This is a genomic window from Paenibacillus sp. MBLB1832, assembly GCF_032271945.1.
GTDB classification, from domain to species: domain Bacteria; phylum Bacillota; class Bacilli; order Paenibacillales; family NBRC-103111; genus Paenibacillus_E; species Paenibacillus_E roseopurpureus.
Map to the genome: position 1 here is coordinate 5,119,058 of NZ_CP130319.1, position 25,336 is coordinate 5,144,393.

Annotated in this window: 21 protein-coding genes and 1 pseudogene; 6 read left to right on the plus strand and 16 right to left on the minus strand. The window is 48.8% G+C overall.

Features of this window, described 5'->3' with window-relative positions; all coding sequences use genetic code 11:
• Positions 1 to 203 precede the first annotated feature (203 nt).
• The 9 genes from MJB10_RS23095 to MJB10_RS23135 form a co-directional block, all read right to left on the minus strand.
• On the minus strand, positions 204 to 1,361 hold the full coding sequence (locus MJB10_RS23095; RefSeq protein ID WP_314799025.1) for a Ger(x)C family spore germination protein: 1,158 nt from the start codon (positions 1,359 to 1,361) through the stop codon (positions 204 to 206).
• Positions 1,361 to 2,812 (minus strand): spore germination protein, encoded by a 1,452-nt coding sequence (locus MJB10_RS23100; RefSeq protein WP_314799028.1) that lies wholly within the window; start codon positions 2,810 to 2,812, stop codon positions 1,361 to 1,363. Before MJB10_RS23100 ends, MJB10_RS23095 begins: the two co-directional genes overlap by 1 nt.
• Positions 2,813 to 3,904 carry a GerAB/ArcD/ProY family transporter gene (locus tag MJB10_RS23105; RefSeq protein ID WP_314799031.1) on the minus strand — a complete coding sequence of 364 codons (1,092 nt, stop codon included), beginning with the start codon at positions 3,902 to 3,904 and terminating at the stop codon, positions 2,813 to 2,815. It abuts the gene before it with no gap.
• A 308-nt stretch (positions 3,905 to 4,212) separates the two neighbouring features.
• The gene (gene helD / locus MJB10_RS23110; RefSeq protein ID WP_314799034.1) at positions 4,213 to 6,534 is read right to left on the minus strand and encodes an RNA polymerase recycling motor HelD; all 2,322 of its coding nucleotides are present in this window, start codon (positions 6,532 to 6,534) and stop codon (positions 4,213 to 4,215) included.
• Positions 6,535 to 6,559: 25 nt separating this feature from the next.
• Complete coding sequence (locus MJB10_RS23115) at positions 6,560 to 7,531, minus strand: ABC transporter ATP-binding protein (protein WP_314799037.1); 972 nt, start codon at positions 7,529 to 7,531, stop codon at positions 6,560 to 6,562.
• Positions 7,532 to 7,568: 37 nt separating this feature from the next.
• The gene (locus MJB10_RS23120; protein ID WP_314799039.1) at positions 7,569 to 8,360 is read right to left on the minus strand and encodes an ABC transporter permease; all 792 of its coding nucleotides are present in this window, start codon (positions 8,358 to 8,360) and stop codon (positions 7,569 to 7,571) included.
• Positions 8,357 to 9,133 carry an ABC transporter permease gene (locus MJB10_RS23125; RefSeq protein ID WP_314799041.1) on the minus strand — a complete coding sequence of 259 codons (777 nt, stop codon included), beginning with the start codon at positions 9,131 to 9,133 and terminating at the stop codon, positions 8,357 to 8,359. Before MJB10_RS23125 ends, MJB10_RS23120 begins: the two co-directional genes overlap by 4 nt.
• 348 nt (positions 9,134 to 9,481) lie before the next feature.
• On the minus strand, positions 9,482 to 11,482 hold the full coding sequence (locus tag MJB10_RS23130; RefSeq protein ID WP_314799043.1) for an LTA synthase family protein: 2,001 nt from the start codon (positions 11,480 to 11,482) through the stop codon (positions 9,482 to 9,484).
• A gap of 98 nt (positions 11,483 to 11,580) precedes the next feature.
• Entirely contained in the window at positions 11,581 to 11,895 is a 315-nt protein-coding gene (locus MJB10_RS23135) for a c-type cytochrome (RefSeq protein WP_314799046.1), read from the minus strand.
• On the opposite strand from MJB10_RS23135, the gene MJB10_RS23140 reads away from it, so the two are divergent.
• Positions 11,879 to 12,079: a hypothetical protein gene (locus MJB10_RS23140; RefSeq protein ID WP_314799048.1), complete on the plus strand. Its 201-nt coding sequence runs from the start codon at positions 11,879 to 11,881 to the stop codon at positions 12,077 to 12,079. The genes MJB10_RS23135 and MJB10_RS23140 overlap by 17 nt on opposite strands.
• A gap of 2 nt (positions 12,080 to 12,081) precedes the next feature.
• Here the strand turns inward: MJB10_RS23140 and arfA are convergent, their stop codons facing one another.
• Positions 12,082 to 13,593 (minus strand): arabinosylfuranosidase ArfA, encoded by a 1,512-nt coding sequence (arfA, locus tag MJB10_RS23145; protein WP_314799050.1) that lies wholly within the window; start codon positions 13,591 to 13,593, stop codon positions 12,082 to 12,084.
• Positions 13,594 to 13,770: 177 nt separating this feature from the next.
• Here arfA and MJB10_RS23150 point away from each other — a divergent pair, with 177 nt between their 5' ends.
• Complete coding sequence (locus MJB10_RS23150) at positions 13,771 to 14,676, plus strand: ArsR/SmtB family transcription factor (protein WP_314799052.1); 906 nt, start codon at positions 13,771 to 13,773, stop codon at positions 14,674 to 14,676.
• Positions 14,677 to 14,687: 11 nt separating this feature from the next.
• Here MJB10_RS23150 and MJB10_RS23155 read toward each other — a convergent pair whose 3' ends face one another.
• Complete coding sequence (locus tag MJB10_RS23155; RefSeq protein WP_314805834.1) at positions 14,688 to 15,770, minus strand: MATE family efflux transporter; 1,083 nt, start codon at positions 15,768 to 15,770, stop codon at positions 14,688 to 14,690.
• On the opposite strand from MJB10_RS23155, the pseudogene MJB10_RS23160 reads away from it, so the two are divergent.
• The 4 genes and pseudogenes from MJB10_RS23160 to MJB10_RS23175 all read left to right on the plus strand — a co-directional run.
• A pseudogene (locus tag MJB10_RS23160) lies at positions 15,757 to 16,095 on the plus strand (helix-turn-helix transcriptional regulator); the annotation flags it as partial. The gene MJB10_RS23155 and the pseudogene MJB10_RS23160 sit on opposite strands and share 14 nt — an antisense overlap.
• A gap of 89 nt (positions 16,096 to 16,184) precedes the next feature.
• The gene (locus tag MJB10_RS23165; protein ID WP_314799054.1) at positions 16,185 to 17,384 is read left to right on the plus strand and encodes an MFS transporter; all 1,200 of its coding nucleotides are present in this window, start codon (positions 16,185 to 16,187) and stop codon (positions 17,382 to 17,384) included.
• A gap of 42 nt (positions 17,385 to 17,426) precedes the next feature.
• Positions 17,427 to 18,110, plus strand: coding sequence for a TIGR00266 family protein (locus MJB10_RS23170; protein WP_314799055.1), 684 nt, complete (start codon positions 17,427 to 17,429; stop codon positions 18,108 to 18,110).
• A gap of 354 nt (positions 18,111 to 18,464) precedes the next feature.
• Positions 18,465 to 19,088, plus strand: coding sequence for an acyltransferase family protein (locus MJB10_RS23175; protein WP_314805836.1), 624 nt, complete (start codon positions 18,465 to 18,467; stop codon positions 19,086 to 19,088).
• A gap of 272 nt (positions 19,089 to 19,360) precedes the next feature.
• Here the strand turns inward: MJB10_RS23175 and MJB10_RS23180 are convergent, their stop codons facing one another.
• The 5 genes from MJB10_RS23180 to MJB10_RS23200 form a co-directional block, all read right to left on the minus strand.
• The gene (locus tag MJB10_RS23180) at positions 19,361 to 19,528 is read right to left on the minus strand and encodes a hypothetical protein (protein ID WP_314799058.1); all 168 of its coding nucleotides are present in this window, start codon (positions 19,526 to 19,528) and stop codon (positions 19,361 to 19,363) included.
• 202 nt (positions 19,529 to 19,730) lie between these two features.
• Entirely contained in the window at positions 19,731 to 21,596 is a 1,866-nt protein-coding gene (locus MJB10_RS23185) for a heparinase II/III family protein (RefSeq protein WP_314799060.1), read from the minus strand.
• A gap of 47 nt (positions 21,597 to 21,643) precedes the next feature.
• Positions 21,644 to 22,834: a cellulase-like family protein gene (locus tag MJB10_RS23190; protein ID WP_314799063.1), complete on the minus strand. Its 1,191-nt coding sequence runs from the start codon at positions 22,832 to 22,834 to the stop codon at positions 21,644 to 21,646.
• Between the two features lie 33 nt (positions 22,835 to 22,867).
• Entirely contained in the window at positions 22,868 to 24,040 is a 1,173-nt protein-coding gene (locus MJB10_RS23195; protein ID WP_314799066.1) for a GDSL-type esterase/lipase family protein, read from the minus strand.
• A gap of 153 nt (positions 24,041 to 24,193) precedes the next feature.
• Positions 24,194 to 25,336 carry a hypothetical protein gene (locus MJB10_RS23200; protein ID WP_314799068.1) on the minus strand — a complete coding sequence of 381 codons (1,143 nt, stop codon included), beginning with the start codon at positions 25,334 to 25,336 and terminating at the stop codon, positions 24,194 to 24,196.

The following is a 25,336-nucleotide window of genomic DNA, read 5'->3' on the forward strand; positions in this document are numbered from 1 at the left end:
CACATTCCAGATCCATTTGGCTGCGCTGCTCGCGCTTCCATAGACCTATCTTAGCCCTCGGCACTTAATTGCCACTAAACCAGCTATTAACACCGCCTAAAACAATTCTTAAATTTTTCTAAACTGGGAGAGCAAATATATAGACGGTCCATGAAAAAAGCTCCCTTCAAGACGAAGAATCGCCTGAAAGAGAGCTTAATGCGTTAATATTGTTGATTTTTTTCCTTCATCTTGAGCATACCCGTATTCGTAATCTTCACTTTCACGATGATGTTCCCGAGCTTGTAGTCGGTCAACGGATTGGTACCGTAGTTCGTCAGTTTGCCCCAAGCGGCTGAATTCTGTCGATACAAGACATGCTCCAGTCCGTATACATCGGCTCCTCGATTTTGACCGTGTTGAAAGGTCCGTTCCACTTCCTCGGTAACTTCTTTGGAAACTAACTGTTCCAACGTATCCTCATCCACCAACTCAAACACTTCCGCAACGGCCGTGGCGGCTGCAATCTCGAGATCAAATACAGGCAGGTCGCCATCCACGCGTACCTTGATGTGTGACTTTGGTTTAATAAGGACATTTTGAATAGGCTTGCCCTCTTTATAGATCAACAAAGGTGTACGCTTTGTATGCTCATTCAACCATCTTAAACCAAGTAACTCGGTCAAAGAAAACCATTCCAACTGGTGGTGCAAATTGAGCGTATAAGCCCCGTTCACCATTAATTTGGGGTCTGGCTTTTCATTTTTCAACCATACATCTTTCACGATGTCCAAGGAAGGCAGCATAATCATCTGACCAGGCTCTCTAATATGAGAGACCACACCGAATAAACGGCGTGGAACAATATAAGAACTTTGCCGATAATTATCGGTGGGTTGCATCAAGATAGAGCTCATCGGTGAGACGTTAAAAAACGGGACGATCGAGAACACCGACTCAATCGGCTGGTCTGTACTATACACCCATTGGGTAAATCTCGTTTCGCTGTAACGGATCGAACCGTCAGTATACTTGCCAATCCCTTGACCTAACGCTCGTTTGGTAAATAAATAAGCACCGATGTGTCCCCAGAAAACGCGCTGCTGCGACGTCTTATAGAGCTTATTAAACGCTTCGCTAGGTGTTGCACCTTCTTCTTTACCTACCCAGATTAACGGCGGCTGTGTAGATTGACCTCCCTCTTGCTTCGCCACGCTTGCGAAATCCAGCATTTGCCCATAGACGATAAACTTCCCATCTTTATAATCGAAGCCGACGGCTGTCATGTAATTCGTATCTTGAATCGTTTTCATATCCCAACAACCCGTCAGACTGCCTAGTAAGAAGATCCCTATTACACACTTGACTAAAATATTTCTCATTAGCCACGTTCACCGCCTTGTCGGGTATCATCCTTCGGGCTAAGATCATGGGGCCTTCGCGAAAGCTTCTTCCACGGCTTGGCCACAAGAGAAGTCCATATTTCTCCCAATTGAGGAGGCGAAAGCGGGGAGAGATACGGCACGCCGAACGACTCAAGCGTCGACATGAACAGCACAAGTCCCATCAGAGAAATCATGAAACCATAAATACCAAACATCGTGGAAAATAAAAGGATCACGATTCGCAGAATCGTAATCGATCCCGCGAGAGATTGATTCACGAGGGTATACATGGAGATTGTAGACAAGGAAGTCACGACCAAGGTTGTTGGGCTTGTAATACCCGAACGAATGGCCGCATCTCCCACAATCAGACCGCCGACTACCGTGACTGTTTGACCAACGACTTTGGGCAACCTGGCGCCAGCTTCTCGAAACAGCTCAAATAACACCAGCATGATGATAAAATCCATCGGGCCTGATAGTGGTAATCCTAGCCGTGACGAGGAGATCGTGGCAACGAGTTGATACGGAATTTGGTCCAAATTAAAGCTGGACACCGAGATCCAGAGGCCTGGCAATAAGACCGAAACGAGCAGGCCAATCAATCGCAGTAAACGCTCAAACGTGACGTAATAATAGGGATTATGGATATCTTCTGGTGAGTTTAAAATATAGGTCAAGTTGGCAGGCGCTAGCAGCACCATCGGTGATCCATCCACGATGATGGCGAATCGGCCTCGCAGCAAGCTATCCGCGACAAAGTCTGGCCGCCCCGTGTAATTTAGCAGCGGAAATAGGGCATATTTTCTTCCCGACAACACTTCTTCAAGTTGAACGCTGCTGATTACAGCGTCGACATCCACCGATTGCAAACGATCCCTTGCTTCTTGCAAGATCGACTCATTCAACACATCTCCAAGATATAGTAAAGCGACCGTCGTGTTGCTTCTTCGTCCCAATGAAATCTTCTCACAGCATAAACTAGGCGTCGCCAATCGTTTGCGAACTAAGGCGATATTCGTGACGGCATCTTCCGTGAAGCCGTCACGAGGTCCTTTAATCGAAGTTTCCGTACTTGATTCTTCGGGCGAACGATTCGGAGGTGATGCTATATCCAACGTATAGATTTGCTGTGTCCTTTCGAAAAAAAGGATGAGCTGTCCCCCATAGACCGATAGCTTCATATCTTCAATGACCTGCCGACCTGTGAGTTGTCTTAATTGCAGCAGCAAGCTCAAATCAAGACCCTCTTGATTGCGATAGTAGTTGCTTTCAATGAAAGTCTGAAGCTTAGGGAGCACGAGACCGTCAATGAGATCCGTTCGGACCATGCCCTCACAATAGAGCATCGTCACACGTTCAACTACGCTCCCCTGCGTCACAGGGTACGTTTTTAGTACAACATCTTCAGAGAGTGCGAACCATTCGCGGAAATCATGCTCATTCACTTAGGCCTTCGTCTCCTTTCCCCTGATAGGCAGCATGGCAACAATCAGTAAGAACAACGTTAGTACAATGCCTGCTGCGAACATGTACGTGTAGTAGTCGTTTTGCAGCCACTTCACCATCTGGTTATCCGAAACGGGATATAGACATAATGCGAAAATACCAAGGCAGATCCAGATCAGGACGTGCGACCGCGTTGATTTCTTCTGAATCTTCAGGACATCGACACTGATAAACAACAAGATAGAAGTTCGCATGCTTGAACCTGAAATCCATTGGAAAATAGATAAGAAATCTAGGTGGGAAATATATTTCCCAAGCGTCACCATCCGCCATTGCTCAAAGGCTGGATATCGTAAGTCCGCTGACTCGAATGGACCAAATATCGCGATAGCTCCAGTTAAGGGGCCGATCGTAAGACCAATGATACACACGGTCAGAATGAGCAGCCCTCGCAAACGAATGCGCGTTCGCACATGATGCTGCATCACGAGAATACTCATGATTTCGAAGGAAGCACTGCAGGTAAGTAAGACGGAGATGAATGTAGGTCCATATCCGTGAGTGAAAAGCGGTGTGAGCATGGTGTAATCCTTGTATTGAAAGTTGGCTCCCATTACGAAGTAACCAAGCGCAATAACGGCTGGCAATAGGAGACCTGAGGAAATGGCAATCGCCTTAATCCCTTCTCTGGCGGCAAAAAAACAAAATATCACAAACACCCCTGTAATAAAAAATAGGGGCGTTCTTGGCAGATACGTAACGTGCGTCCACATTGTGACGTCCCTGATCGTGACAACAGCGTGGACCAAGCAGATTAGCGCAACAAGACCTTGCATCGCGTGCATAACCCATTTCCCTAATCTCATTTGAATCCAGCCCATTAACTCTTCCTGCTTAGATCGTCTAACGATGAAATAAATCAGACAAGCCCAGATCAGCATTGGCATTATGGCAAGTACGGCACCAAACCAAGAATCCCTCTTGCCATAGTGAAGCAATACAGGGATGAGCAGCACATGATTCGAAATTCCAATCGACATCATCAAAATCATATACAATTGCAGGGAAGTGATCTGCTTTTTCCCAGACATAGAAATCTCCAACTTAGGTATGACGTGGAAAATCAGAAATCGGTATCGTTAAGTTCTCCCTCTTCTGGTAAATTATTCGTAATACACAGGAAGAGGGGTGTCCGTCGCCGGACACCCCTCTCTACAAACCATTGCTATATTTAGAATGTTGCCAATATGATAACCAACAAAATGTACAATACCAGTACAACAGCTGTGCTAGAGCCAACGTGTGACATGGTTATTTCCCTCCTCCGCCTGCTGCGATCCTTATCTTGGTTGTTCCTTATATCTTATGTCGGGCAGGGCGAATGAGTATGGACGAATGACTACTCCCCTTGAAGAAAAGGAGTTAATTCACCTAGATAACAGACATCAAGGTGATGGAGCGGTCTTGTACACGCTGTATAGAACAGCTTGCGTTCCTTCGCTTCTGCATAGACAGCCGCCCCAGCGTTATAAATGATGACCGCGTCGAACTCGAGCCCTTTGGCGAGGTACGCCGGCAGAATCATCACGCCTGCCTCGTAGTGCAGCGTGTCCTTGCGGATCCACGCGAGCTCCGGCAGCCGCGGCTTCAAGCGTGCGTGCGCAGACGCTGTCTCGCGCTCGGTCTTGCAAATGATCGCGATGGTGCCTGCGCCTCCCTCGCGCCGATGTTGGACCGCCTCCTCGACGAGGCGATCCAGCTCATGCTCGTCAGCCGCGCGCAGCAGGCGCGGCGCCTCGCCGCTGCGGCTGAACGGTTCCACCGGTTCGCCGCCGGGCAGTACCTGACACGCGAATTCGGTGATTTCGCGTGTGGAGCGGTAGCTCTTGACGAGACGGATCGTTTCCGTCTCGTCTTCCCCCATCAGCTCGCTGATCGAGCTGTAGCCGTGTGTGTCGGACGGCGCGGCGGCGTTGCCGGCCGTTACGTTGGCCGTTACGCTCGCGTTCGCGTGCGTGAAGATGCCTTGGTTCCAATCGCCTAAGAGCGTGAACCTTGCGCGAGGGAATAGCTTCTTCAAGTACGCATAGTGAAACGGCGAGTAATCCTGCGCTTCATCGACGAGACAGTAGCGGATCGTGCCGATCCGCAGTTGTCCTTCGAGGAGCCCTTTGAGATAGACGAGCGGTGTCGCATCCTCGTAGAGTAAGTCGCCTTGCTCCAGCGCCTTCACCGTGAAGGCGCTAATCGCTGCCCAGCCTTCTGGCAGCGGCTGACCCGTCAATTCGGCGAGTTCCTGCTGCAAGCCCCCGTCCGCGAAAATCCCCTGATACATTCCCAGCACATCGATGTATGCCAGCTTTTGCGCTTTTTCCTTGAGCGGAGCAATCGCTTTATGCGCCTTGATCCGGCTCATTTTCTTCATTTCCGGCTCGGTGCCCATATATTTCGGTTCACGGACAAGCTTGCGATAGAACCGCTTCTGCACATCGGCCTGGAACACCTCGAGCTGTTCCAAAATCCACTCTGATAGCTGCTCCATCCGTTCGCCGATCGCGAGAATCGATGTTTTGCTATAGAAGCGTTCGCTCAGCTCGTCCCCTGTAATTAAGACCTTTTTCCCCACAGCAAGATCAAGGAAGCGGATCCCGCCGCCTTTCAGTTTTTCCCCATACGCTTCGATGAGGGCTAGGAAAGCTTCTGACGTCTTGTACGTAATGCTTTGGATGCGTGTCGTATAGCCTGGATCAGTATCCGTCCCTGTCAAAATAAATTCCAGCTGATCATACGGATCTTCCAGCCTCAGCCCCGTATCTGTCAGCTTATGTGTCAAATAATCCTGAAACGTCGTCTGCTGCATCGTCGCTTCGCCCAGCTCGGGCAGTACGCGAGAGACATAATCGCTGAACAGGGAGTTCGGCGAGAAAAGAATCATATTATCGGCGCTCAGTGTCGTCCGATATTTATACAGCAGATACGCGATGCGCTGCAAGGCTACAGACGTCTTGCCGCTGCCCGCTGCGCCTTGCACGACAAGCACTTTGTGCCGATCATCGCGAATGATCCCATTCTGCTCGCGCTGAATCGTCGTGACGATGGAGCTCATCTTCTCGTCTGCGCTGCGGCTGAGCATCATCTGGAGCATTTCGTCGCCGATGGATAAGCCCGTGTCGAACAGATCCTGAAGCGCTCCCGCTTTAATAATGTATTGGCGCTTTAGCAGCAGCTCGCCGCTTACATCCATCTCAGGTGTCCGATACGTCGCTGGACCTGGCGGATAATCGTAGAACAAGCTGGCGATCGGTGCGCGCCAGTCATAGATGAGAATCTCATCGGTTGTGTTATCGATGAACGAGGTTAACCCGATGTAGATCTTCTCGCGCTCTTGTTCGCCCCGCTCCTGGAAATCGATGCGCGAGAAGTACGGCGCATCCACGACCCGCTGCAGCTTGCGCAGCGCATCCTGCGCGTGTCGATAGCTGCGCTCCTGCCCTTGGAGCACATGCTCCTGTTGGGCCATACTCGCTGCCGTTTCGATAATGTCATCAGCATTATCCGCATTGACGGAAATATCGTCCCAGAAGCTGCGGCCGATAGCCGTCGCTTCGGCGCGGCGTTCATCCACCGTCGTGCGCAGCTCTTCGATCCGCCCCTGAATGAGGCCGCGCACTGCCGTGACGCGCTGCGCTTCCTTTTCGCGTTCTTCCTTACCAATCGCCATGATTTCAACCCACTCCCATTCTGCTCTATTTATAAACCGTTTGAATGACTTCTTCAAAGTCCGGCTCTTCCATATGGACATCCTCCATATCGCCCCAATCGCTGACTACGCGAAGTACCTCCATCGCCTTCAACTCTTGGCGGTTACAAGCAAGTGTAAGCAAGTTCCCTTCCTTTGCGACCACGCGAAAAGGAAGTTCCCACTGCGCTGGCACTCGAATATTGCCGCGAAAGCTCACTTTCATCATCGTCGGCAAGCCAATGCGTTCGCGCAGCTCGTCTATGGAACCATCATAGCCAATTTGTCCGTGATTGATGACAATCACTCTGGAGCATAGCTGCTCGATGTCGTCCATATCGTGTGTCGTTAGCAGGATCGTCTTTCCGAATTCCTGGTTCAACGTCTTGAGGAAGCCGCGTATGTTCCGCTTGGCCACGACATCGAGTCCGATCGTCGGTTCGTCCAGGAACAGAATCGCAGGATCATGCAGCATCGCCGCTGCCAAATCCGCACGCATCCGCTGACCTAGTGACAGCTTCCGCACGGGAGTGTCCAGGAACTCTTTTAACTCTAGCAGCTCCGATAGTTCTCCTAATCTGCGGCGAGCTGTCGCTGCCTCCACCCGATACATCGCGATCAGGATTTCATAGGAATCCTTCACGGGCAAATCCCACCAGAGCTGACTTCGTTGTCCGAACACGACGCCTAGCTGCCCAACAACCCGCTTCCTCTGCTTCTGCGGACTTTGTCCATGAATCAGCACCTCGCCTGAGGTGGGATGCAGGATGCCTGTGAGCATTTTGATCGTCGTCGACTTCCCTGCGCCATTAGGTCCAATATACCCGACGAACTCGCCAGTTTCAATCTTGAAGCTGATGTCGCGAACCGCTTCTTTCTCGGTGTACGCTCTTGAGAATAAGGTGCGAATGCCCGCGAATTTGCCTTCTTGGACGCGCGGGGTTTGAAACGTTTTGCGTAAATGGTTGACCGTGATCATCTGGTTTAGGTACTCCCCTCGTTGTTATAGGTGGATGTTAACTGCCCGTGCTTTGGTAGCGAGATAGTCCGATCTGCCAGATGCGCATAGCTAGCCAAAGGGCTGCAACCGCGACCCCCATCGTGCCAAGCAGCATACCAGCGCCCCCTTGATGCCTCAGAATGAAAAGCGACGGGATGTAGTTGACGAAAGCAACTGGAACCACGACAAGCAGCGCCCCCTGCAGCCACTTCGGATACAAGCTGAGTGGATAGCGAACCGCAGTTTGTGAGGCATCTTCGGTCATATTTTGAAGCGCTTCAATTCGGGTAAGCCAAAAGCCCGCAGCAGCCGTAGCCAAACCAACGGCGAATAAAATGACCGCGCCCGTCAGGATAATGAAGACTGTGTAGGGAATTGCGGACCAACCGATCTGACCGGATTGTAGCAGTGCTCTCATCGAGACGACGAGCAGAAGGAGTCCTTGGGCTATTTCCGCGATTAGCAGCCGAGAGTTCTGAGTCATTAGGGCGAGCAACACCGGCACGGGTCGAATGAGAATCGCATCTAGATCTCCGGAAACGAGGTACTTCTCCAGATGATGTACGTCCGAGGCGAGTGTGCGGTAGATGGCTTTGGCCAACATCATGACGCCGTACAAGTAGCTCACTTCATAGAGGGACCAACCCTTGATCTCGCCGAAGCGCATCATCACAAGCGCCACCATCAGAAATTCGGAGAGTTGAATGCATGCGGCCATGAGTGTTGAAAATATAAAATTAAACTTATATTGCATGCGGCTCTTCAAGCTAGCCTTAATGAGAAGGAGGAATAATCGGATCGCTGTCATCCGCCCTGCACCTCCAGTTTCCTGCGCACAGCAGCTGTCGCCAGCCCGCAGACACAAGTAAACCCGATCGCCCAGATGAGCGCGCCGAGTCCAGCAGTTCCATTTTCGAGACCTAAGTAGATGCGGGTTGGGTAATAAAGTTGATACGGATAGGGCGTAAACATGCTAATCGTTCTGAGCCAGTCTGGCAGCCATTCAATTGGGATGAAGAAGCCTGAAAGCAGCATAGCAAATGCGTAGTTGAGCCAATACAGCCACCGCGACTCTGTCGTCCATAGTGCTGCGACTCCGATCAAATAGTTCATACAGATGGAAAGATAAGAGGCCATACTAAGTGAAAGCGCCGTCCACCCAATAAGTGAAGCGTCGTGGGGAAGGCGTAAAGAGAAGATAAATACGTAGAGGATGTAAATCGGAATGCTTTTGTACAGGAATTGGTACCACACTTGGCCCCACTCGCGACTCATCGCTTGATAAAATAAATGCACCGGCCGCATGAGGTCGAGGGCAATTTGCCCTGTGCGCACGGCTTGCTCAAGCCCGAGTCCATTCGTCGTGAACTGTGTCACCCAGAGAATGGCTTGGTTAAAGGCGATGTAGCCCACGATGCCGTTCGCGCCATACTCGCCTAGCGAGGTGGAGCTGCCGAGCCCTGTCCAAATGCTGGCATAAATGAAGCCGAACACGGCGCTTACCGCATTATGCAGCAAATGCGAACCGCGATAGGGCAAGTTTCTTGCGTACGCCTTGCGCGCCAAAACGGCGAAAAGCATAAAACACCTCCTGTTTGCTGGTTCAGAAGCCAATAAAACGTGGTTGGTTCGTGCAGTCGCCGCGTAGAGACGGAGTTTCATCTTACCAAAATACCCCTGCCGTTGGCAACAGTTATTTTTGGAGGGGGAAATTTACATAATAAAAAAGCCACTCGGTTTTGGCTGAGTGACCTCGCTTATAATTAAATTTCAAATGAAAAAAGAGGGGCATCGTATCCCCTCTTCCTTCTCAATGAAAAGCCTGTGAGACTCAGGTGCCAACAAACTTTCTGAAGGCTCAATAAATAATATATACAGATATTAGCAGTTAATTCATTTGAAATCAAGTACTTCTAACCGCCAGCTCCTCTACTGCGCACTAGCTGGTTTCTCATCATTACCATCCGCCTCGGATTTGGCTGATGCGGCTTGAGCATCGCCAAACTCGGCGTTGTAGTCCGCTTGCGTCCCCTTCGTCAGGTAGTCGTGATCCACATAATCGGCGAGATACTGCTTGCCGAACATCAGGTCATACTGCACGTTGCGATATTCCGTGATCAGCGAAGCTGCCGTCTCTGGCGCGGCCTTATGCAACTGCCCATTGGGATCCACAATGAGATTGTTGAGCAGACCTGGCACTTGCTGGGCCAACTCAGCGTCCAGCGCGAAGTTTGCTGGCTTCTCCAAATGCAGCATATCCAGCACGTGTGCGCCTAGGAAGGAATCGCTGAGCAGCGGAATATCTTGCTTCGGCATATCGAAGTTCGACCACGTGACGAGCGGAATGCTGTGCATTTTCTTAATTTCATCTAACGACCACTTATTCGCATCGCTTGTTGAGATGAAACCTGCTTCTTTATACACTTGATAATCCAATCCCAGCATTGGCAAATGGTCACCATAGAAGACGATCATCGTCGGTTCATCGGAATCTTTGAAATGATCGATCAACATTTGCAAGCTTTGATCCGCGTCGTGCGCGCCTTGCGTGTACGTTTCTAGAATACTTTTGGCCTGAGCGGAAAGGTTGCCTGTGGCTTTAAACTGATTTTCCCCATAACGAGGATCATCGTAAGGTCCGTGATTCTGCATCGTGACGGTGTAGATGAACATCGGATTATCCGTTTTGTCCACTTCGTCAATGACATTTCGGGCAACTTCTGCATCGGAAATAAAGTAACCCTTTGTTTCAGGATTTACAAAATGCTCACTGCTCTTAAACGATTCAAAGCCAAGCTCCTTATAGACGGTGTTCCGATCCCAGAACCAGCCTTCGTAGGAGTGGATCCCCATGCTTTTATACCCTTGATCGGCAAAATAGCTGGCCAAACTCGGCATCGGTTTCGACACATACTGCTGATACGGAATGGATCCGCCAGGCAAGAAGCTCATGGAATTCCCCGTTAGAACCTCAAACTCTACGTTACTCGTTCCCCCGCCGAACTGCGGTGAGAGCAGATAGCCAGAGCTGGATTCCTTTTGTAAACGGTGAATGGTAGGCAGTGGATCTGCACTGAATGACACATTGGTCAACAGAGTTGGGTCCCAGAACGCTTCACTCATGATGAAAATAACGTTCGGCTGCTTCCCCTTGGCAAGCTTTGCCGACTTCACGTCAGCGCCTTGCGTATTCGCTTCTTGAATAGAAGCTGCGGCTGCAGCAATGGACTGCTCGCTATACGTATCGGGCTTCTTCACGATCGAATTCTTCACGTTCAGCGTGAAGGCTAGCGCAAGCCCATTATTGACGTAGTTCTCTTGTTGATCCCAAACGATTTCGTTCACACCCGCGTGGTCGAGGATTTTGCCAGCCAACGGGGTCTTAATCCCGAAAGCATAAAGGGCATAGACAGCAAAAAGCCCTACACCAACTCGGGCAATCATCGGTACTCTCACTTTTGGAATGACCCATCTTAGGAGTAAAACAGCAATAATGGCGACAGCCACAGCAATAATGCGAATAAGCGCCGCTTTCCCTGTAACAAGCGATGCGATATCCATACTTTCTTTATTCAGCAAAATATCCCATGGGAAGAACGGCTCCCCAATCATTTTCACTTTCATATACGAAATAATCGCCATGAGTCCAAGAATCAAGGTGGACAACGAACCTGCAATCGCTAAAGACCCGACAATCGCATATAAGAAAGCTAATAGACTAAAGGTCAACCCGACATTCAGTAGAAATAAGGGTTGATTCCCTGTGATCCATTGCATGGTGTCGTGAAAGTTACCGCGCTCCAGAAATTCAATACCTAATACAGATAAAATCGGCAACCCGATCGTAAACACAAGTAGTGAAATCGATGCTCCTAGTCGGCTCGAACTTAGTTTCGGGCGACGCCTTCGGGGCTTCAAATTCAAGTGCATACTAAATCACTCTCCTCATGCCCCCTATTGTAAATGCTAAATGTGAAGGAATTATGTAGCTTACCTTAAGGGAACCTTAACTATTCCAAATTATTCCATTACTTCAATCCGGCCAACCATGCTGCGAGCGCCTTCAACTCCTCGTCTTTCATGGTAACTTGGAACGGCGGCATCCCGCCTCCGCCTTTTTGAATTTGTTTAATAATGGAAGCTTCATCGAGCCGTTCGCCGATCTTTTGAATGTTCGGACCTTGCCCGCCTTGTAATTGATTACCATGACAAGAGAGACAATAGTTTTGATACAGCTTGGCTACATCTACTTTAACGGAAGCGCCTGCACTCTCATTTGGCGTTTCGTGTGGTTTGTTTCCGCAAGCAGCTATGCTTAACATCATAATGAGCATCACGCTCATCCAGCCGATTCTCTTTCTCATCATCACACGAATCTCCTTCGTTTCTCTTTCTCTCATCATACCAGAGCCTGGATTGAAAAAGAAAGAAAAGCCGCTGCACCACACGAACGGACGCTTCGGACTCCCTCTTCAGGAGAAGCTGTTTCCATTAGTATGGGGCAAAATGCGGCTTTTTATCAGTTAATTCTATACAAGTTTAACACGAATCACGTTCCATGACGCTTTGCCTAGCTGAGCTTCAATCGAACCATTGGAAGTGACTTTCGCGCTGCCTCCGTGGTGCGGCTTTACGCGGTCTGGTACTTCGAGTGTGTTCGAAGCTTTGAGGTCGTCATGTGCCATGACGATATGCTCGATGAGTTGGATCGCCCCGAAACTGCGAAGATCCAATTCGAGTAGCAGTGACTCCTCCAAATGACGGTTCACTGCAAACACAGTGACTTCGGACTTCTCTTCATTGTGTACAGCAACCGACTCCAGGTACGGCACATCTGTGTAATCTTTGGTATCGTACTTCGGAGACGTGACCAGCGGTACGAGCACGGTTCCGCGGCCAAACACACTCGCATGGAGGTACGGGTAGTAAATCGTTTGCTTCCAAGCGGCCCCGCCATTCGCTGTCATGATTGGCGCGATCACATTCACGAGCTGCGCGAGGCACGCCATTTTGACACGATCCGCACGCTTCAGCATGGAAATTAACATACAGCCTACGAGCAGCGCGTCTTCATGGTTATAAATATCTTCAAGCTGCGGCGGCGCGATGGACCATGGCTCGATGCGGCTGTCCGCCTCATTCGAGTGATACCAGACATTCCATTCATCGAAGGAAAGATTGATTTTCTTCTTGCCGCGCTTCTTCGCTTGCACATAGTCAGCCGTCGAGATGACGGTATTAATGAAGCGATCCATACCCATGGATTGCGCCAAGAAATTGGCCGAATTTTTATCGCGATTGCCATAATATTGATGAAGTGAAATGTAGTCCACATGATCATACGTATGCTCTAATACGGTCGCTTCCCAATCGGGGAACGTCGCCATCGTTAAGCTTGAGCTTCCGCAGGCAACGAGTTCGATCGATGGATCGACCCATTTCATCACTTTCGCCGTTTCACAAGCGACCCGCCCATACTCATGGGCAGTTTTGCTTCCCGTTTGCCAAGGGCCATCCATCTCGTTGCCTAGGCACCAGGTTTTAATGTTGTGCGGCTCGCGGTAGCCATGCGAAATACGCAAGTCGCTCCAATACGTTCCGCCTTTGATGTTCGAGTATTCCATGATGTCCCTCGCCTCATCAGGCCCTCGTGTTCCCAGGTTCACAGCCATCATGGCTTCGGTGTTCGCTTTGCGGCACCAGTCCATAAACTCATTCAGACCAATCAGATTCGGTTCAATGGTGCGCCATGCAAGATCAAGCCTTTTTTTTCGCTGCTCCACAGGGCCAATGCCGTCCTCCCAGTTGTAACCAGAAACGAAATTACCCCCAGGATAACGTACGATCGGTACTTGCAAAGCTTTTACAAGCTCAAGCACATCTCCCCGGAATCCCTGCTCATCGGCCTCAGGATGGCCAGGTTCATAGATCCCGCCGTAGACAGCGCGCCCCAAGTGCTCAATGAAGGATCCATACAATCGATCGTCGACTTTCCCAACCGTAAAATCCTTATCAATAATCATCTTCGCTTTCATAGACATTTTAGACACCTCGTCTTATAATTAATATAAATATAAATAAGTTAATAATATTGTTATTTAATGACTCTATTAAACAACAGGCTTACGCGAAAATCAAGCCCTAGACGGTGATTTTCTTGCATTCACATTTATGTTAATCTAACTTGTATGGAACAAGGAATGAAGGAGCTGCTTACGATGATCCAAACGACAACAGACCGCAAATGGCTGCCATTGTATGAAGCGCTGGCAAGCGATGTGCGGTTGCATATATTAGAATTATTAGCGGATGAAGAAATGAACGTGAAAGATCTGGCGCAGCGGCTCGCGCTGAGCAGTGCGATCGTGACGATGCACGTCAAGAAGCTCGAAGCAGGCGGACTGATCACGACCAAGCTGGTGCGCAAACAAGGCGGCACGCATAAAATATGCTCGCTCGCCCTCTCGCGCATCGACATCCAGCTCCCACAGTCCACAGAGCAGCAGCGATTATTCACCGAGGTGTCTATCCCTGTTGGACATTACACGCGCTACGAAGTCCATCCAACGTGCGGTTTAGCTACGGGAGATCATGTGATCGGTCAGTTTGATGATCCGCGTTTTTTCCTTGAGCCTGAACGCATGCATGCCCGAATTCTCTGGTTTGCCAAAGGTTTCGTTGAGTACCAGGTACCGAACTATATGCTGCAAGGTCAGACCTTGGAAGAGATTGAAGTGACGATGGAAATCGGCTCTGAAGCGCCTGGCATTGCGATAAATTGGCCTTCTGACATTCACTTCTATGTGAATGATACGCTCCTTGGCTACTGGACAAGCCCTGGAGATTCGGGTCAGGGTCGTGGCAAACTTACACCCTCTTGGTGGTCGGATGCTACGAACCAATACGGGTGGTTGAAGGTGCTCCGCGTGACCGAAACAGGTACGTTTCTAGATGGTCAGCAGCTCTCAGCTACGACCATCCGTGATATTCCCATGTCCCGCAACGAGTGGACCTTGCGTCTTGAAGTGCCTGAACAAGCCGAGCATGTCGGCGGTTTAACGCTATATGGCGAAGGGTTCGGCAACTATAATCAGGACATCCGTTTTCGTACTTATCGTAGATAGATGGCGTTGGGTTAGGCGCTATGCACTTCGTTGTGCGTAGTCATAACGCTGACACTGCTCACTGGTCTCTTCGCTTCCGCGAGGCGCAAATCTTTCTGCTTGCGCCAGCGGATGACTACGAGGATGCCCCTCAAGTACTCATCGCTCATCATCGCGATATAAATGCCTGCCAACCCCCAACCAAGATGCAGGCCCAGCACATACGAAAGCCCTGCAGCAACGCCCCACATTGAGAACAAGGAAATCACCATATTGAAACGGGTATCCCCAATCGCACTGAGCGCATTGCCGAAACCCATATTAATCATCCGGCCAGGCTGAAGCACCGCGGTAAGCACTAAACAAGAGAGGGCAAGCTGAATAATCGCCGTGTCCGAGGTGAAGAGTCCGAGAAATCTTTGTCCGATGAGAAAAAGAATGATGCTATTGCACCCCACTAAGCCAAGACCAATCCACGTCCCCCGATACCCCGCTTTGTAAGCTTCTTTCGTCTGCCCCGAACCGAACAAATGGGCAATCTGAATTTGAGCCGATAACGCAATCGAGTAACCCAGCATGAAACAGATGGATTCTAGGGTGTTCAAGTAGGTTCTAGCTGCTAATGCGGTCGCCCCCATCGTTGCTAGAAAGCTGTAAATCGCTAGCTGAGACAGCACCCACGACGACATGTTGACGCCTAGCGGCCAGCCAATACGAATGATTTCTTTGAACAGTTTACGGTTAAAAATGGTGAGATCCCGCCAGCCGATTTTCCGCTCGAAAGCCGAGACGAACATGTATAGCAGCAAGCACGTGCCTAGCACGCGGCTCACTAAGGTTGAAATCGCAACCCCCGTCAAGCCCAGCTGCGGAAAACCGAACGCCCCATTGATCCAACCGTAGTTCAGCACAACGTGGATCACATTCATGCCAATGGCCGTAATCATCGGCCCCTTGGTGTTTCCCGTATTGCGAATCGTCGTGCTGAGGGTAGCGACCAAAGCTGTCAACACCATGCCGCTGCCGACGATCGAAATATACGTATGGGCAAGCGGTATTAACCGCTCCTCCAGTTGAAAGAGCCTTGCTAAGAGGACGGCCTCTGCATGCTCCAGAGCTTGCGCAGAGAAAGCAGCCTCCTATTTACGTCAACATTATCGCGAAGCCGTTACGGCCAAACAGCTCGGCGAAGTGCTGAACTTCCACCCCGTCTACATCGCACGCTGCATGCAGAAGGAGTACGGCTGCTCGCCTATGACCTATCTGCTCAAAGTCAGAATTGGGCACGCGAAGCTGCTGCTCATGCAAACCGAGCTTGCGATTGCGTACATCGCTCAAGAGGTTGGTTTCGAGCAAGCGGCCTATTTCGCCTCCAGCTTTACCAAGCTCGAAGGCATATCCCCACGTTCCTACCGCCAGCAGTTTTCTCGACGAACTTAATCCCGTTGACGGGAAGGGGCCCCTTGCAGCATTCTTGGGGATCTCCCCTTTTATGCTATACTGAGAAAAAAAGAGAAGGAGATCTGCACATGGCAACCCCCTTACATTGGAAAAAGTCACTATGGATACTGTGGGGTGCGAACTTCTCCATCACGTGCGGCATGAATTTGGTGCTGCCCTTCTTGCCTTTGTACATCGGAGAGCTCGGGGTCCACGAGTTGGCGGATGTCGTGCGGTGGACAGGCTGGATTGTTGCCGCTCAATTCATCACGTCGTTCCTAACGCAGCCGCTTTGGGGCGCTATCGCGGATCGACGCGGACGCAAAATCATGCTGCTTCGCGCAGGCTTCGGCATGGCTATCGTAACTGCCCTCATGGGCATCGTCACCTCTCCTTGGCAGCTCCTATCGCTGCGGCTGTTAAACGGTTTCTTCTCTGGCTTCATCTCGATGGCCGTTTCCCTGCAGGCTTCGCTTACCCCTCGCGAACACTCAGGCAAGTCGCTGGGCACCTTACAAACAGGAGCCATCGCAGGCACATTGATCGGGCCGTTAGTCGGCGGGGTGCTGGCCAGCTTGCTCGGGTATCATCATGTGTTTTTCTTCACAGGCGGGCTCATGCTCTGCGCTAGCATCATCGTCATGGTGTTCATCCGAGAGGAACGCAAGCCTGCCGCCGCCAAAAAAACACGACAAAAAACGCAATGGCGCTTATTCCGCCCGTTGCTGCCTGTTTTCGCCGCTTCGCTAATCACCCAGATCGGGATGATGAGTATCGAGCCGATCGTGACCGTGTATGCCAAAACCTTATACCTCGGCAAACACTTAGCCTTCTTCGCTGGATTAATCGTGGCGATTACGGGCATCGCCAATCTCATCGGAGCTCCGACGTTAGGTCGGCTAGGCGACCGCATCGGGCAGCGATTGACTTTGGCTATCGCCCTTACGTTGGCGGCCGTTGCGTTTGTGCCGCAGGCTTTTGCCAACCATATCGGGATGCTGCTCGTCGGCAGATTCATGCTCGGACTCTTCATCGGCGGCATGATTCCATCGTTAAATGCACTCGTAATGAAGCTTGCACCTACGGAAATCCAGGGCACCGCTTATGGTTTTAACACCTCGTCACTGTTCCTGGGCAATCTGATCGGCCCTTTACTTGGCAGTCATTTGGCCGCCGCTTACGGATTTACCTCTGTCTTCTATGTGACGATGAGCATTCTGCTGATTTGTGCGGGATTCGTATATATCAATCGCGGTTTGGATGCAACGTATAAGCCCAAAGCTGCGTAGTAGTACTAGGGTAGACTTACTAATGAAAAATGGAGGATGACGATGAAACACGAAATCTTATATAAAGGCGCATTCCCGATGCTCCGCGTTCAACTCGATCCAGGCGAAAACATCAAAGCCGAATCTGGCGCAATGGTCTCGATGTCCCCCAATATCGAACTGAAAGGCACGATGGATGGCGGAATTATGAAGGGGCTCGGACGGATGCTGAGCGGGGAAAAATTTTTCTTCCAGGAGCTGACCTCCTCCCGTGGTACGGGCGAAGTGCTGCTTGCACCAGCGGTTATCGGTGATATTGAAGCTGTAGAGCTGGATGGCTCGTACAAGCTATATGTCCAAAAGGACGGCTTCCTTGCCGGCACATCAGGCATTCAGGTCGATACCAAAATGCAAAATCTAGCAGCCGGTTTCATGTCTGGCGAAGGCTTTTTCATTGTGGAAATTAGCGGACGCGGCACTGTTTTCCTCTCCTCCTACGGTGCGATTCATGCGATCAACTTGGCCCCAGGTCAAGAAGTGCTGATTGACAACGGGCATCTGGTCGCTTGGCCGGACTATACGCCGTATACAATCGAAAGAGCCGCTTCTCGCGGCTGGATTTCCAGTCTGACGAGCGGCGAGGGCGTCGTTTGCCGTTTCCGCGGCGAAGGCGTCGTGCTCGTACAAACGCGAAACCCGAAAAGTTTCGGCGGTTGGATTCGTCAGCTCCTGCCTGGCAGGGGCTAATTTAAAACAGGCAGGGACGATGGTGTCCTTGCCTGTTTTTTTTCGTTAAAAAGTTCACCAAAAAGAACGAATGACACATTGCGAATATTCGTTTGTTCTTTATTGAGAATATTGATATACTTTTAAAAAGGGAAAAGGGAGATGGCCTATCTGTGTTAAAATCGTTAACCTCGTTTAGGTTTTTTGCAGCATTTTTAGTTTTCATATTTCATATCGGCTTCCTAAATCAATATGAATTAGGTTCGGCAGGGGTGCAGTTCTTTTTCGTATTATCAGGCTTTATCCTAGCCTTCAATTACCATAACAAATTAATAACGTTAACGGTTAAATCGGTCCTTCAATTCACATAAGAACATATTTAAATTTACATTACTATTCCTAGCTGTCTTCGGTACTCTCGCTGTTCTCAATGCTAGATTAGGTGCCGATGGCTCATTTTACATTTGGATGCTGCATATCTTGCGAGTCGCCAGATTGTTGGAGTTCACGACAGGTATGTTTGTAGGCTTAATTTTCATCGAAAAATCAAAGCATCACACCGTGAACAGCACTTGGTTAACAAGTTTAGAAGTCATCGGTCTAGTTGCTTTTATCTTGGCTGTAGGCTTTTCCGTACACTTGCATGCTGCGATCGTTAGAAGCATGTATTATGTACCGATTTGGTGCTTATTGATTTATACATTTGCGTATCAGGCTGGAAAAGTATCGAAAATCCTATCTCACAAGTCATTTGTTTACCTAGGAGAAATTAGCTTTTCATTTTATATGACACATCTGTTAGTCATTCGATATTTCACTTATTTACATTTAAATAATACTATTCACACAATTGTCTGCTTCCTCGTATCACTGCTGCTTAGTTCGCTGGTGTACGCATTCTATGAGGAGCCATTACGGAAACTTTTGCGTTTTGGTAATTATAAAAAAATTCTAAAATCAGTTTTATACACGCAGAAGATATCAAATCCGACTCCATAAAGCTTAGAAAAAGCGGTCAAGGACTGTCCTTGATCGCTTTTCCTTTACTCCACACGGGTGATATTTAACCTAATTAAGGATTCTAGGCAGCTGTTTTTTTGTTCGGCAAATAGTGCAATGAACGTGTGAACCGTATGGTCTTCGTTTGCGCCATGCCGCAGCGGCCAACACAGATAATTTGTCGATTTTTTGCAGCCAAATCAAGAAAAAAGAGTGCTTCCACGAGCCCTACATTCGGCCATTCGTGGAACACTCTTTCCTCATTTAACTATTCACATTTGATCATTGGAATCGTCCGCGGAGGACACTTCACACGCCTGATTGGCTGCCGCCGCGAACTCTTCCTCATTGCTCGAACCTAGCTTGTCGCCATACTGATCAAGTCTGCCTGGTTTCCCTGCAGGCCCGTCATTATCGGGCTTATTGTTTCTTCCCGCCACTGGATACACCTCTTCGTATTCGTAGTTAGTACCAGGCTCATCGCCTAGGCATACGAAGTAGTGTGTCTCAAATGGGGGTAACTCATTCTATATGATTAACAGTTGTATCCAATTCACTGATTTCGTGTGTTCTATTTCATATTCAAAAAAAAGAAGCTACATCTTAATCCAGCTTCTTTTAACTGGCGTTTTAGGCACATTTTCAAGTAATCTCAAAACGGAACTGACTCGTAAAGGATTCGCTCATTTCTTTACGCGTTAGCAGCAGACGATAAAACGTTCTTTCGATGGCAGGATGCGCAACCGTCAATTGTGTTTCCACTTCAACCTGCCACTGGTTTGCTTCAAACGTCATCAGAACTGCGCCAATCGCGACTTGTCCCGGCCCCTTCTGCTGCGGCTCAACACCGCATATGAATACTTCCTGGAAAGAGGAACCTGGTTCATGCATCGTCACTTGATCGGTCAGAATAAGCTGCGAGTTCTCATTCACCGGGCGACGCCATAGGAACTGGCGAGTAAATCGCTGTAACGAGGGGCACTCGTACGCTTTCGATAAATCCAGCTCAAATAACAGCTCGTCTTCGGTTATGTCTTGATTCACGATTTCTGCCCGGTACATGTGGCCAAAGCCTTGTCTGCAACCGTTAATAATCGGCACAGAATGTCCATGTGAACCTGGTTGAATCATTTCATACCGATGTTCAGGCTGAAAATACTGCCTGGTATACACGCCAATTCCAATATCAGCGAGTACGTTAACTCCGCCTGCATGCAGGATGAAATGCCCCAAATCGTTATGATTGTGCGGTTCTTGGTTATGGCCGCCCTTCGCGGCAAATGCGGCCACGCTGTCATCCGGCTGCCGAACCTTCGAGATCACCCACTGATTTCCAGCGAAAATCCGCTCTTCTACCCCTTCTTGCGTATCGGAAGTGCCAGTTGCTTCAGCAGCCGGTTGATCCGACGTCCAAAGCATTAGTCTTATCGCTTCGATCCAAAGAACAGAAGGTTTGCTGGCTTGGTTCGATTGGTATCCTTCCGGCGGTAAAGAAAGGGAAGGGAATGTTTGGCGCAAACGATGGAAAAGACCGGTATGAAAACGAAGTTCTTCCGCAGCGTCGGAGAAATTGACTACCTTGCCGTTCGACAGCATGCAGTAATGCGGGAATTTCGCAATTTTCTCAATCTTCGGTTCAGCAAGTAGGTTGATGCGTCCGCCCGTACGCTCCTTCAGTAATTCGGCAAAGAATACAAGGTTCGAAAAACCGTACTGCCAGTATACCGGACCTTCAGGTGTCGCTCCCTCCTCATCAAAACCTGATACATATTGGCGCAAAGCGCCGATTACCCGCCATAACATACCCGCCAACCGTTCGCTGTCTTGCGTTAAATAAATCGCTGCAGCGCCGATGTTGCTTGAGCAAACCGCCGGCCAGTTATTCGTTTTCAACTCCCAGTTTTGCGGAACAGGATCATAGAAGTAAACCTGAAAGATGCGGCGCTCAATCTCCTCTTTGGCGCGGAAGACTACCCAAGGATGCAGTCTGTGACCGAGATGGTAGATGATTTCAGCCAGTGTAAATCCGATAGCAGCTGCCTGTAGATCGATTGTTTCACGGGGCGGGATCGGTTGATCCCAAATGCCCTTCGGATATTCATTCACATACAGCCCAGCATGTACGGGCGGTACCCAGGAATATTCATTGCAAACGGACCAAATCGCGTTCTCAAGCCCTGTCTTCCATTCGGAACCGTCGTCCGTCATAGCTAGCAAGCTGAACGTATGCAGCCCCGCATATAGCTGAGTACGTATATTCTCAAAATTAATGTTGTCACCTGTCTCACCGAATACGATATAATCGGAAAATTGAGGTAGATGAGCTGGATTTTCCTGAATGCGTACTGCCTGTTCCTCAAGCTCTTCCCAAAACGCCGAATAGCGTTCATCCTTTCTAATTTGCATCCACCGTTCGGTGGATGCAGCTTCTGGGAACAGCTGGTGCTCTTCCGGGTGTGCTTGCTCCAGTGCATACTTCAACTCGCGGAGCGTTAATGTGCTGAGCATATCATCAATCCTTTGCTTTTTTGAGTGTGCGGATCATATCGGCAGGCTTAATACGAGTTTTGGAGAAAGAGGTTAGTCGTCCTATGCCATTCCTCGTCTTTCCATAAACGGTACTGCGGTTCAGCGAAATTGGAAAGGCTAGTCCCCGCAAAAGGAAGCTTCGCAATTAACTTTGCCGCATCTGCGTTATACCTTTTATACCAGTCCCAGTTAACATCCGGATGATCTGGGAAATAACATGGGCCAAATGATTCTGTAATGATCGGGCATAATTGTTTGCCAGAAGCAAGAGTCAAGTGCTTCAACGCATTTTCATGATACGTACGCACGCCTTCCAGCATTTTACCATAATTCTTTTGACAAGCTGTATCCCAAACTTCCGAATATCTTTTCAAGTCATATGTGATTAATTGTAGGAAATTGGAGAAACGGGAGGCTCCCTTTCCGGTCTGTTCGAAGGCTTCCACATCGCTATCGTCCATAACCACAGACGGCATATAATGAACATCCGCTACGTCGTAAATATCCGTTAATCTGTTGGCATACGGCTCGGCCCCTAATGAGGAGTAGCACAAAGAAATACCGTCGCGCCCAATTTCATTCTTGATTGCTTCACCCATCCAATGGTTGACACGCTGGTATGCTTGATCCAAATCTGCATTGATTTCAAGAATAACCTCGCCTTCCGTTCTAATTCGCTGCTCCAAATCCATAATGGATCTAACTTTTCCACAGCAATAATGAGGTACTTCGTTCATCGGGGCGACCCATACGGCCCGTTCCAATATGCCTTCTTCCCTCATTAGGCGCAGGGCCTTTACCCAGGTTTCGGAATAACTCACAAATGTTCTCTCTTCATCCTGCGGTTCAATAATATTGTAATGACCGATCATGCTCGCTTTATCCCATGCATCCAAACCTAACCAGATGCCATTTTTACGGCATAATTCCGCAAGTGTTGAAAGCCGCTCTAGTACGTTGCACGAAAAGTCGATCTCCGTCTGACCCCATTGTGGCAGTTCCGTCTTCGGATCCCAGTTCTTCTTAAAGTTAACAGTATCCTGCAGAATTAGGTTTGGAAAGCAATCAACCCGTAAAGTGTTATAACCACGAATTTTGGCTTCTTCTACTCGTCTGGCCAAATCCTCATAAGCTCCGCCAGGATGGTTTCCCTTCAGCCAAGAAAAGTCCCACATGGATATCGTCAACGGTTCGCCTTTTGTAAAATATGAAATCAAATTTCTCACGTCCTTTTCAGATGATAGTGTGCTCTATTCATTTACTAACAGTTTCAAAATATGAACCTCGTGTCCTCTGCTCATTTCGTGCTTTTCGCTGGATATGCGAATATTTACGGTATGTGAGCGACGCTCAAGATGGTCGGAAAACATGACAATGATTGGTCGATAAAACATTGAGCAGTATCGATCAAAAAGCGGTATGGTTCGAAAAGCTCCTCCATCAATGGAAACCTCAATGTTTCCGGTATCCTTTCCAGCCAGCAAGGAGATGCCGACTGCCGTTCCGGTAAAGCTGAATTGGAATTCAGCCCCGGGCGACTCCCCCAAGTAGATGTCGGCAGGCGGAGCCCAGTTGAAGAACTGCTCGGTTGTCCAGCCCTCAATCATTCGCCAATTGAAACTCGTCTCTGCTAATAAAGGTGACAGTTGCCTCCCATTCTCATAACAGACCGAATCAATTGGCGAAGGGAGTGCAAGAGGATCTTCGGACTTCTCATTGGATACGATTAACTCATTTTCCAAGAAAACTTCCAGTACGCTTGCATACAAAGCATAACCGAAATCATTCGGATGCACATCATCACCGCTAATATCTTCCCATTTTAGCTCCCCCGAGATGACCTTGTTATAAATGACACTGGCAATGTTTACGGAAGGAATCCGATAATATTCAGCGACTTCTTCGTGGTTGTAAATATTGTCCTGCAGCCTGCGATTCGCCGAATAGCTTTCGGAGCCCGATCGGCGTGCCGTATAAATAAAACAAATGTCTATTTGCGGGTTACTTCGCTTGGCATGACGAACGATGCCTTCCATAGCCCGAATGGACTCGGTGAGATTTCCAGCATCATTAACAGCAAACTCGACAAAAAGGAGATCGACATCTCCCTGATCAAACACATGCTCTTCTAACCGAAACGCCCCGTAAGTAGAATTCGTTCCTCCAATGGCTGCGTTGATGAACTTGAACGCCGTTTCAGGAAAGCGACGTTCTAAATACCGATATGTCAGCGCTCGGTAGCTTGTGGCTTCTGAATCAGAAGCACCTTCTCCCTCTGTAACCGATCCACCTATGAAAGCGACAGTCGCTTTATTGTCGTTTGTTAATTTATTGGCAATATGCTTTAGGCCATCACGTGTAAAACCAATATGATCCAAATACAATTCGGCAAAATTAATTTCAGTTTTCCGCTTTGATATCAAACTAAGCGCCCCCAACATTGTCATTAAAAATCCAATGCCAAAAATGAAGCATTATACTCTTTCTCAAAATTGAAGAGTACAGCTATTGCTGCACTCTTCTTATAAAATTCTAAAATCTTCTTCTACTGAATTATTTGATTGTCTGTAATGTCATTATTGAATATTAATATCATCGAAATACACGGTGTTGGTATTTCCAACCCATTTATCCCCCAATTCAATCTTGTTGAAATTCGTTAATCCTGTTGGCGACGCGATGAGGACCCCGTCGATATACATATCTACTTTCGTACCAGACGTATAATCCCACTTGAACTCATGCCAGCCAGTCGTTCGGGTAATATTCGTTGCCGTGTGGGTTCCTCCGACACGGTAAGCATATTTCGTTGTAGAAATACCTGTGTAGACTTCAATTCCTCGGGTGCTGATTCCATCATCTACAAAGGCTGCCGTTACCATATTTGTTGATGAGGCGTTATCATAGAACCACACAGTAGCTATTTTGTTGTACGACGTCCCGAAGATTCGCTGAATCGAATCAAAATCTTCATTAACTAAGTAGCTATTGCTGCCGGAATGGGCTTGTGCTGTGCTCGTTGACGCTGTACCGTTCGTCGTAGTCCAGTTAGCTAATCCACTCTCAAATCCGTCGAATATCGGCGGATCTGAAATCGTGATATCATCAAAATAAGCCGTATTCGTACTGCCCGCCCATAGATCGCCAATCTGAATACGATTAAAGTTCGTGACCCCCGTAGGTGAAGCAATTAGCACGCCGTCAATATACATATCGAGCTTTGTGCCTGACGAGTAATCAAATTTGAATTCATGCCAGCCGGTAGTGCGGGTTACATTGGAGGCTGCATAGGTACCCCCGACACGATATGAATATTTGGTTGTTGACGTCGGTGTATTGACAAAGATACCTCTTGTATTAACACTGTCGTCTACCACAGCACCATTCTGCATATTCGTTGCGGTAGCTGTGTCGTAGAACCAGATCGAAACGATTTTATTGTATGAAGTGTCAAAACTTTGCAGTATCGCATCCTGGTCTTGATCGATTAGGTAGCTATTGGAGCCAGAATGCGTTTGGGCGGAGCTCAGCGATGGCGTTCCAGCAGCCGTCGCCCAGTTGCTAAGCCCGGAATCAAAGCCGTCTGATGTATATATAGACTGGTACACTGTCGAATCTAATACGAGCCCTGCATCATCACAATAGGCTTCTCCCGTTGCGGACGTTTTCTTAAAATAGATCGTAGCGCTAGTATTTGTCGACCCAGTCTTAAAGGACAC

What these genes read in the sequence shown, in the direction of transcription:
- MJB10_RS23095 (WP_314799025.1), bottom strand. Translation starts at nt 1,361, where the DNA reads ATGAGAAATATTTTAGTCAAGTGTGTAATAGGGATCTTCTTACTAGGC.
- MJB10_RS23165 (WP_314799054.1), top strand. Translation starts at nt 16,185, where the DNA reads ATGGCAACCCCCTTACATTGGAAAAAGTCACTATGGATACTGTGGGGT.
- MJB10_RS23105 (WP_314799031.1), bottom strand. Translation starts at nt 3,904, where the DNA reads ATGTCTGGGAAAAAGCAGATCACTTCCCTGCAATTGTATATGATTTTG.
- MJB10_RS23115 (WP_314799037.1), bottom strand. Translation starts at nt 7,531, where the DNA reads ATGATCACGGTCAACCATTTACGCAAAACGTTTCAAACCCCGCGCGTC.
- helD (WP_314799034.1), bottom strand. Translation starts at nt 6,534, where the DNA reads ATGGCGATTGGTAAGGAAGAACGCGAAAAGGAAGCGCAGCGCGTCACG.
- MJB10_RS23170 (WP_314799055.1), top strand. Translation starts at nt 17,427, where the DNA reads ATGAAACACGAAATCTTATATAAAGGCGCATTCCCGATGCTCCGCGTT.
- MJB10_RS23140 (WP_314799048.1), top strand. Translation starts at nt 11,879, where the DNA reads ATGAGCATCACGCTCATCCAGCCGATTCTCTTTCTCATCATCACACGA.
- MJB10_RS23120 (WP_314799039.1), bottom strand. Translation starts at nt 8,360, where the DNA reads ATGACAGCGATCCGATTATTCCTCCTTCTCATTAAGGCTAGCTTGAAG.
- arfA (WP_314799050.1), bottom strand. Translation starts at nt 13,593, where the DNA reads ATGTCTATGAAAGCGAAGATGATTATTGATAAGGATTTTACGGTTGGG.
- MJB10_RS23185 (WP_314799060.1), bottom strand. Translation starts at nt 21,596, where the DNA reads ATGCTCAGCACATTAACGCTCCGCGAGTTGAAGTATGCACTGGAGCAA.
- MJB10_RS23150 (WP_314799052.1), top strand. Translation starts at nt 13,771, where the DNA reads ATGATCCAAACGACAACAGACCGCAAATGGCTGCCATTGTATGAAGCG.
- MJB10_RS23125 (WP_314799041.1), bottom strand. Translation starts at nt 9,133, where the DNA reads ATGCTTTTCGCCGTTTTGGCGCGCAAGGCGTACGCAAGAAACTTGCCC.
- MJB10_RS23130 (WP_314799043.1), bottom strand. Translation starts at nt 11,482, where the DNA reads ATGCACTTGAATTTGAAGCCCCGAAGGCGTCGCCCGAAACTAAGTTCG.
- MJB10_RS23135 (WP_314799046.1), bottom strand. Translation starts at nt 11,895, where the DNA reads ATGAGCGTGATGCTCATTATGATGTTAAGCATAGCTGCTTGCGGAAAC.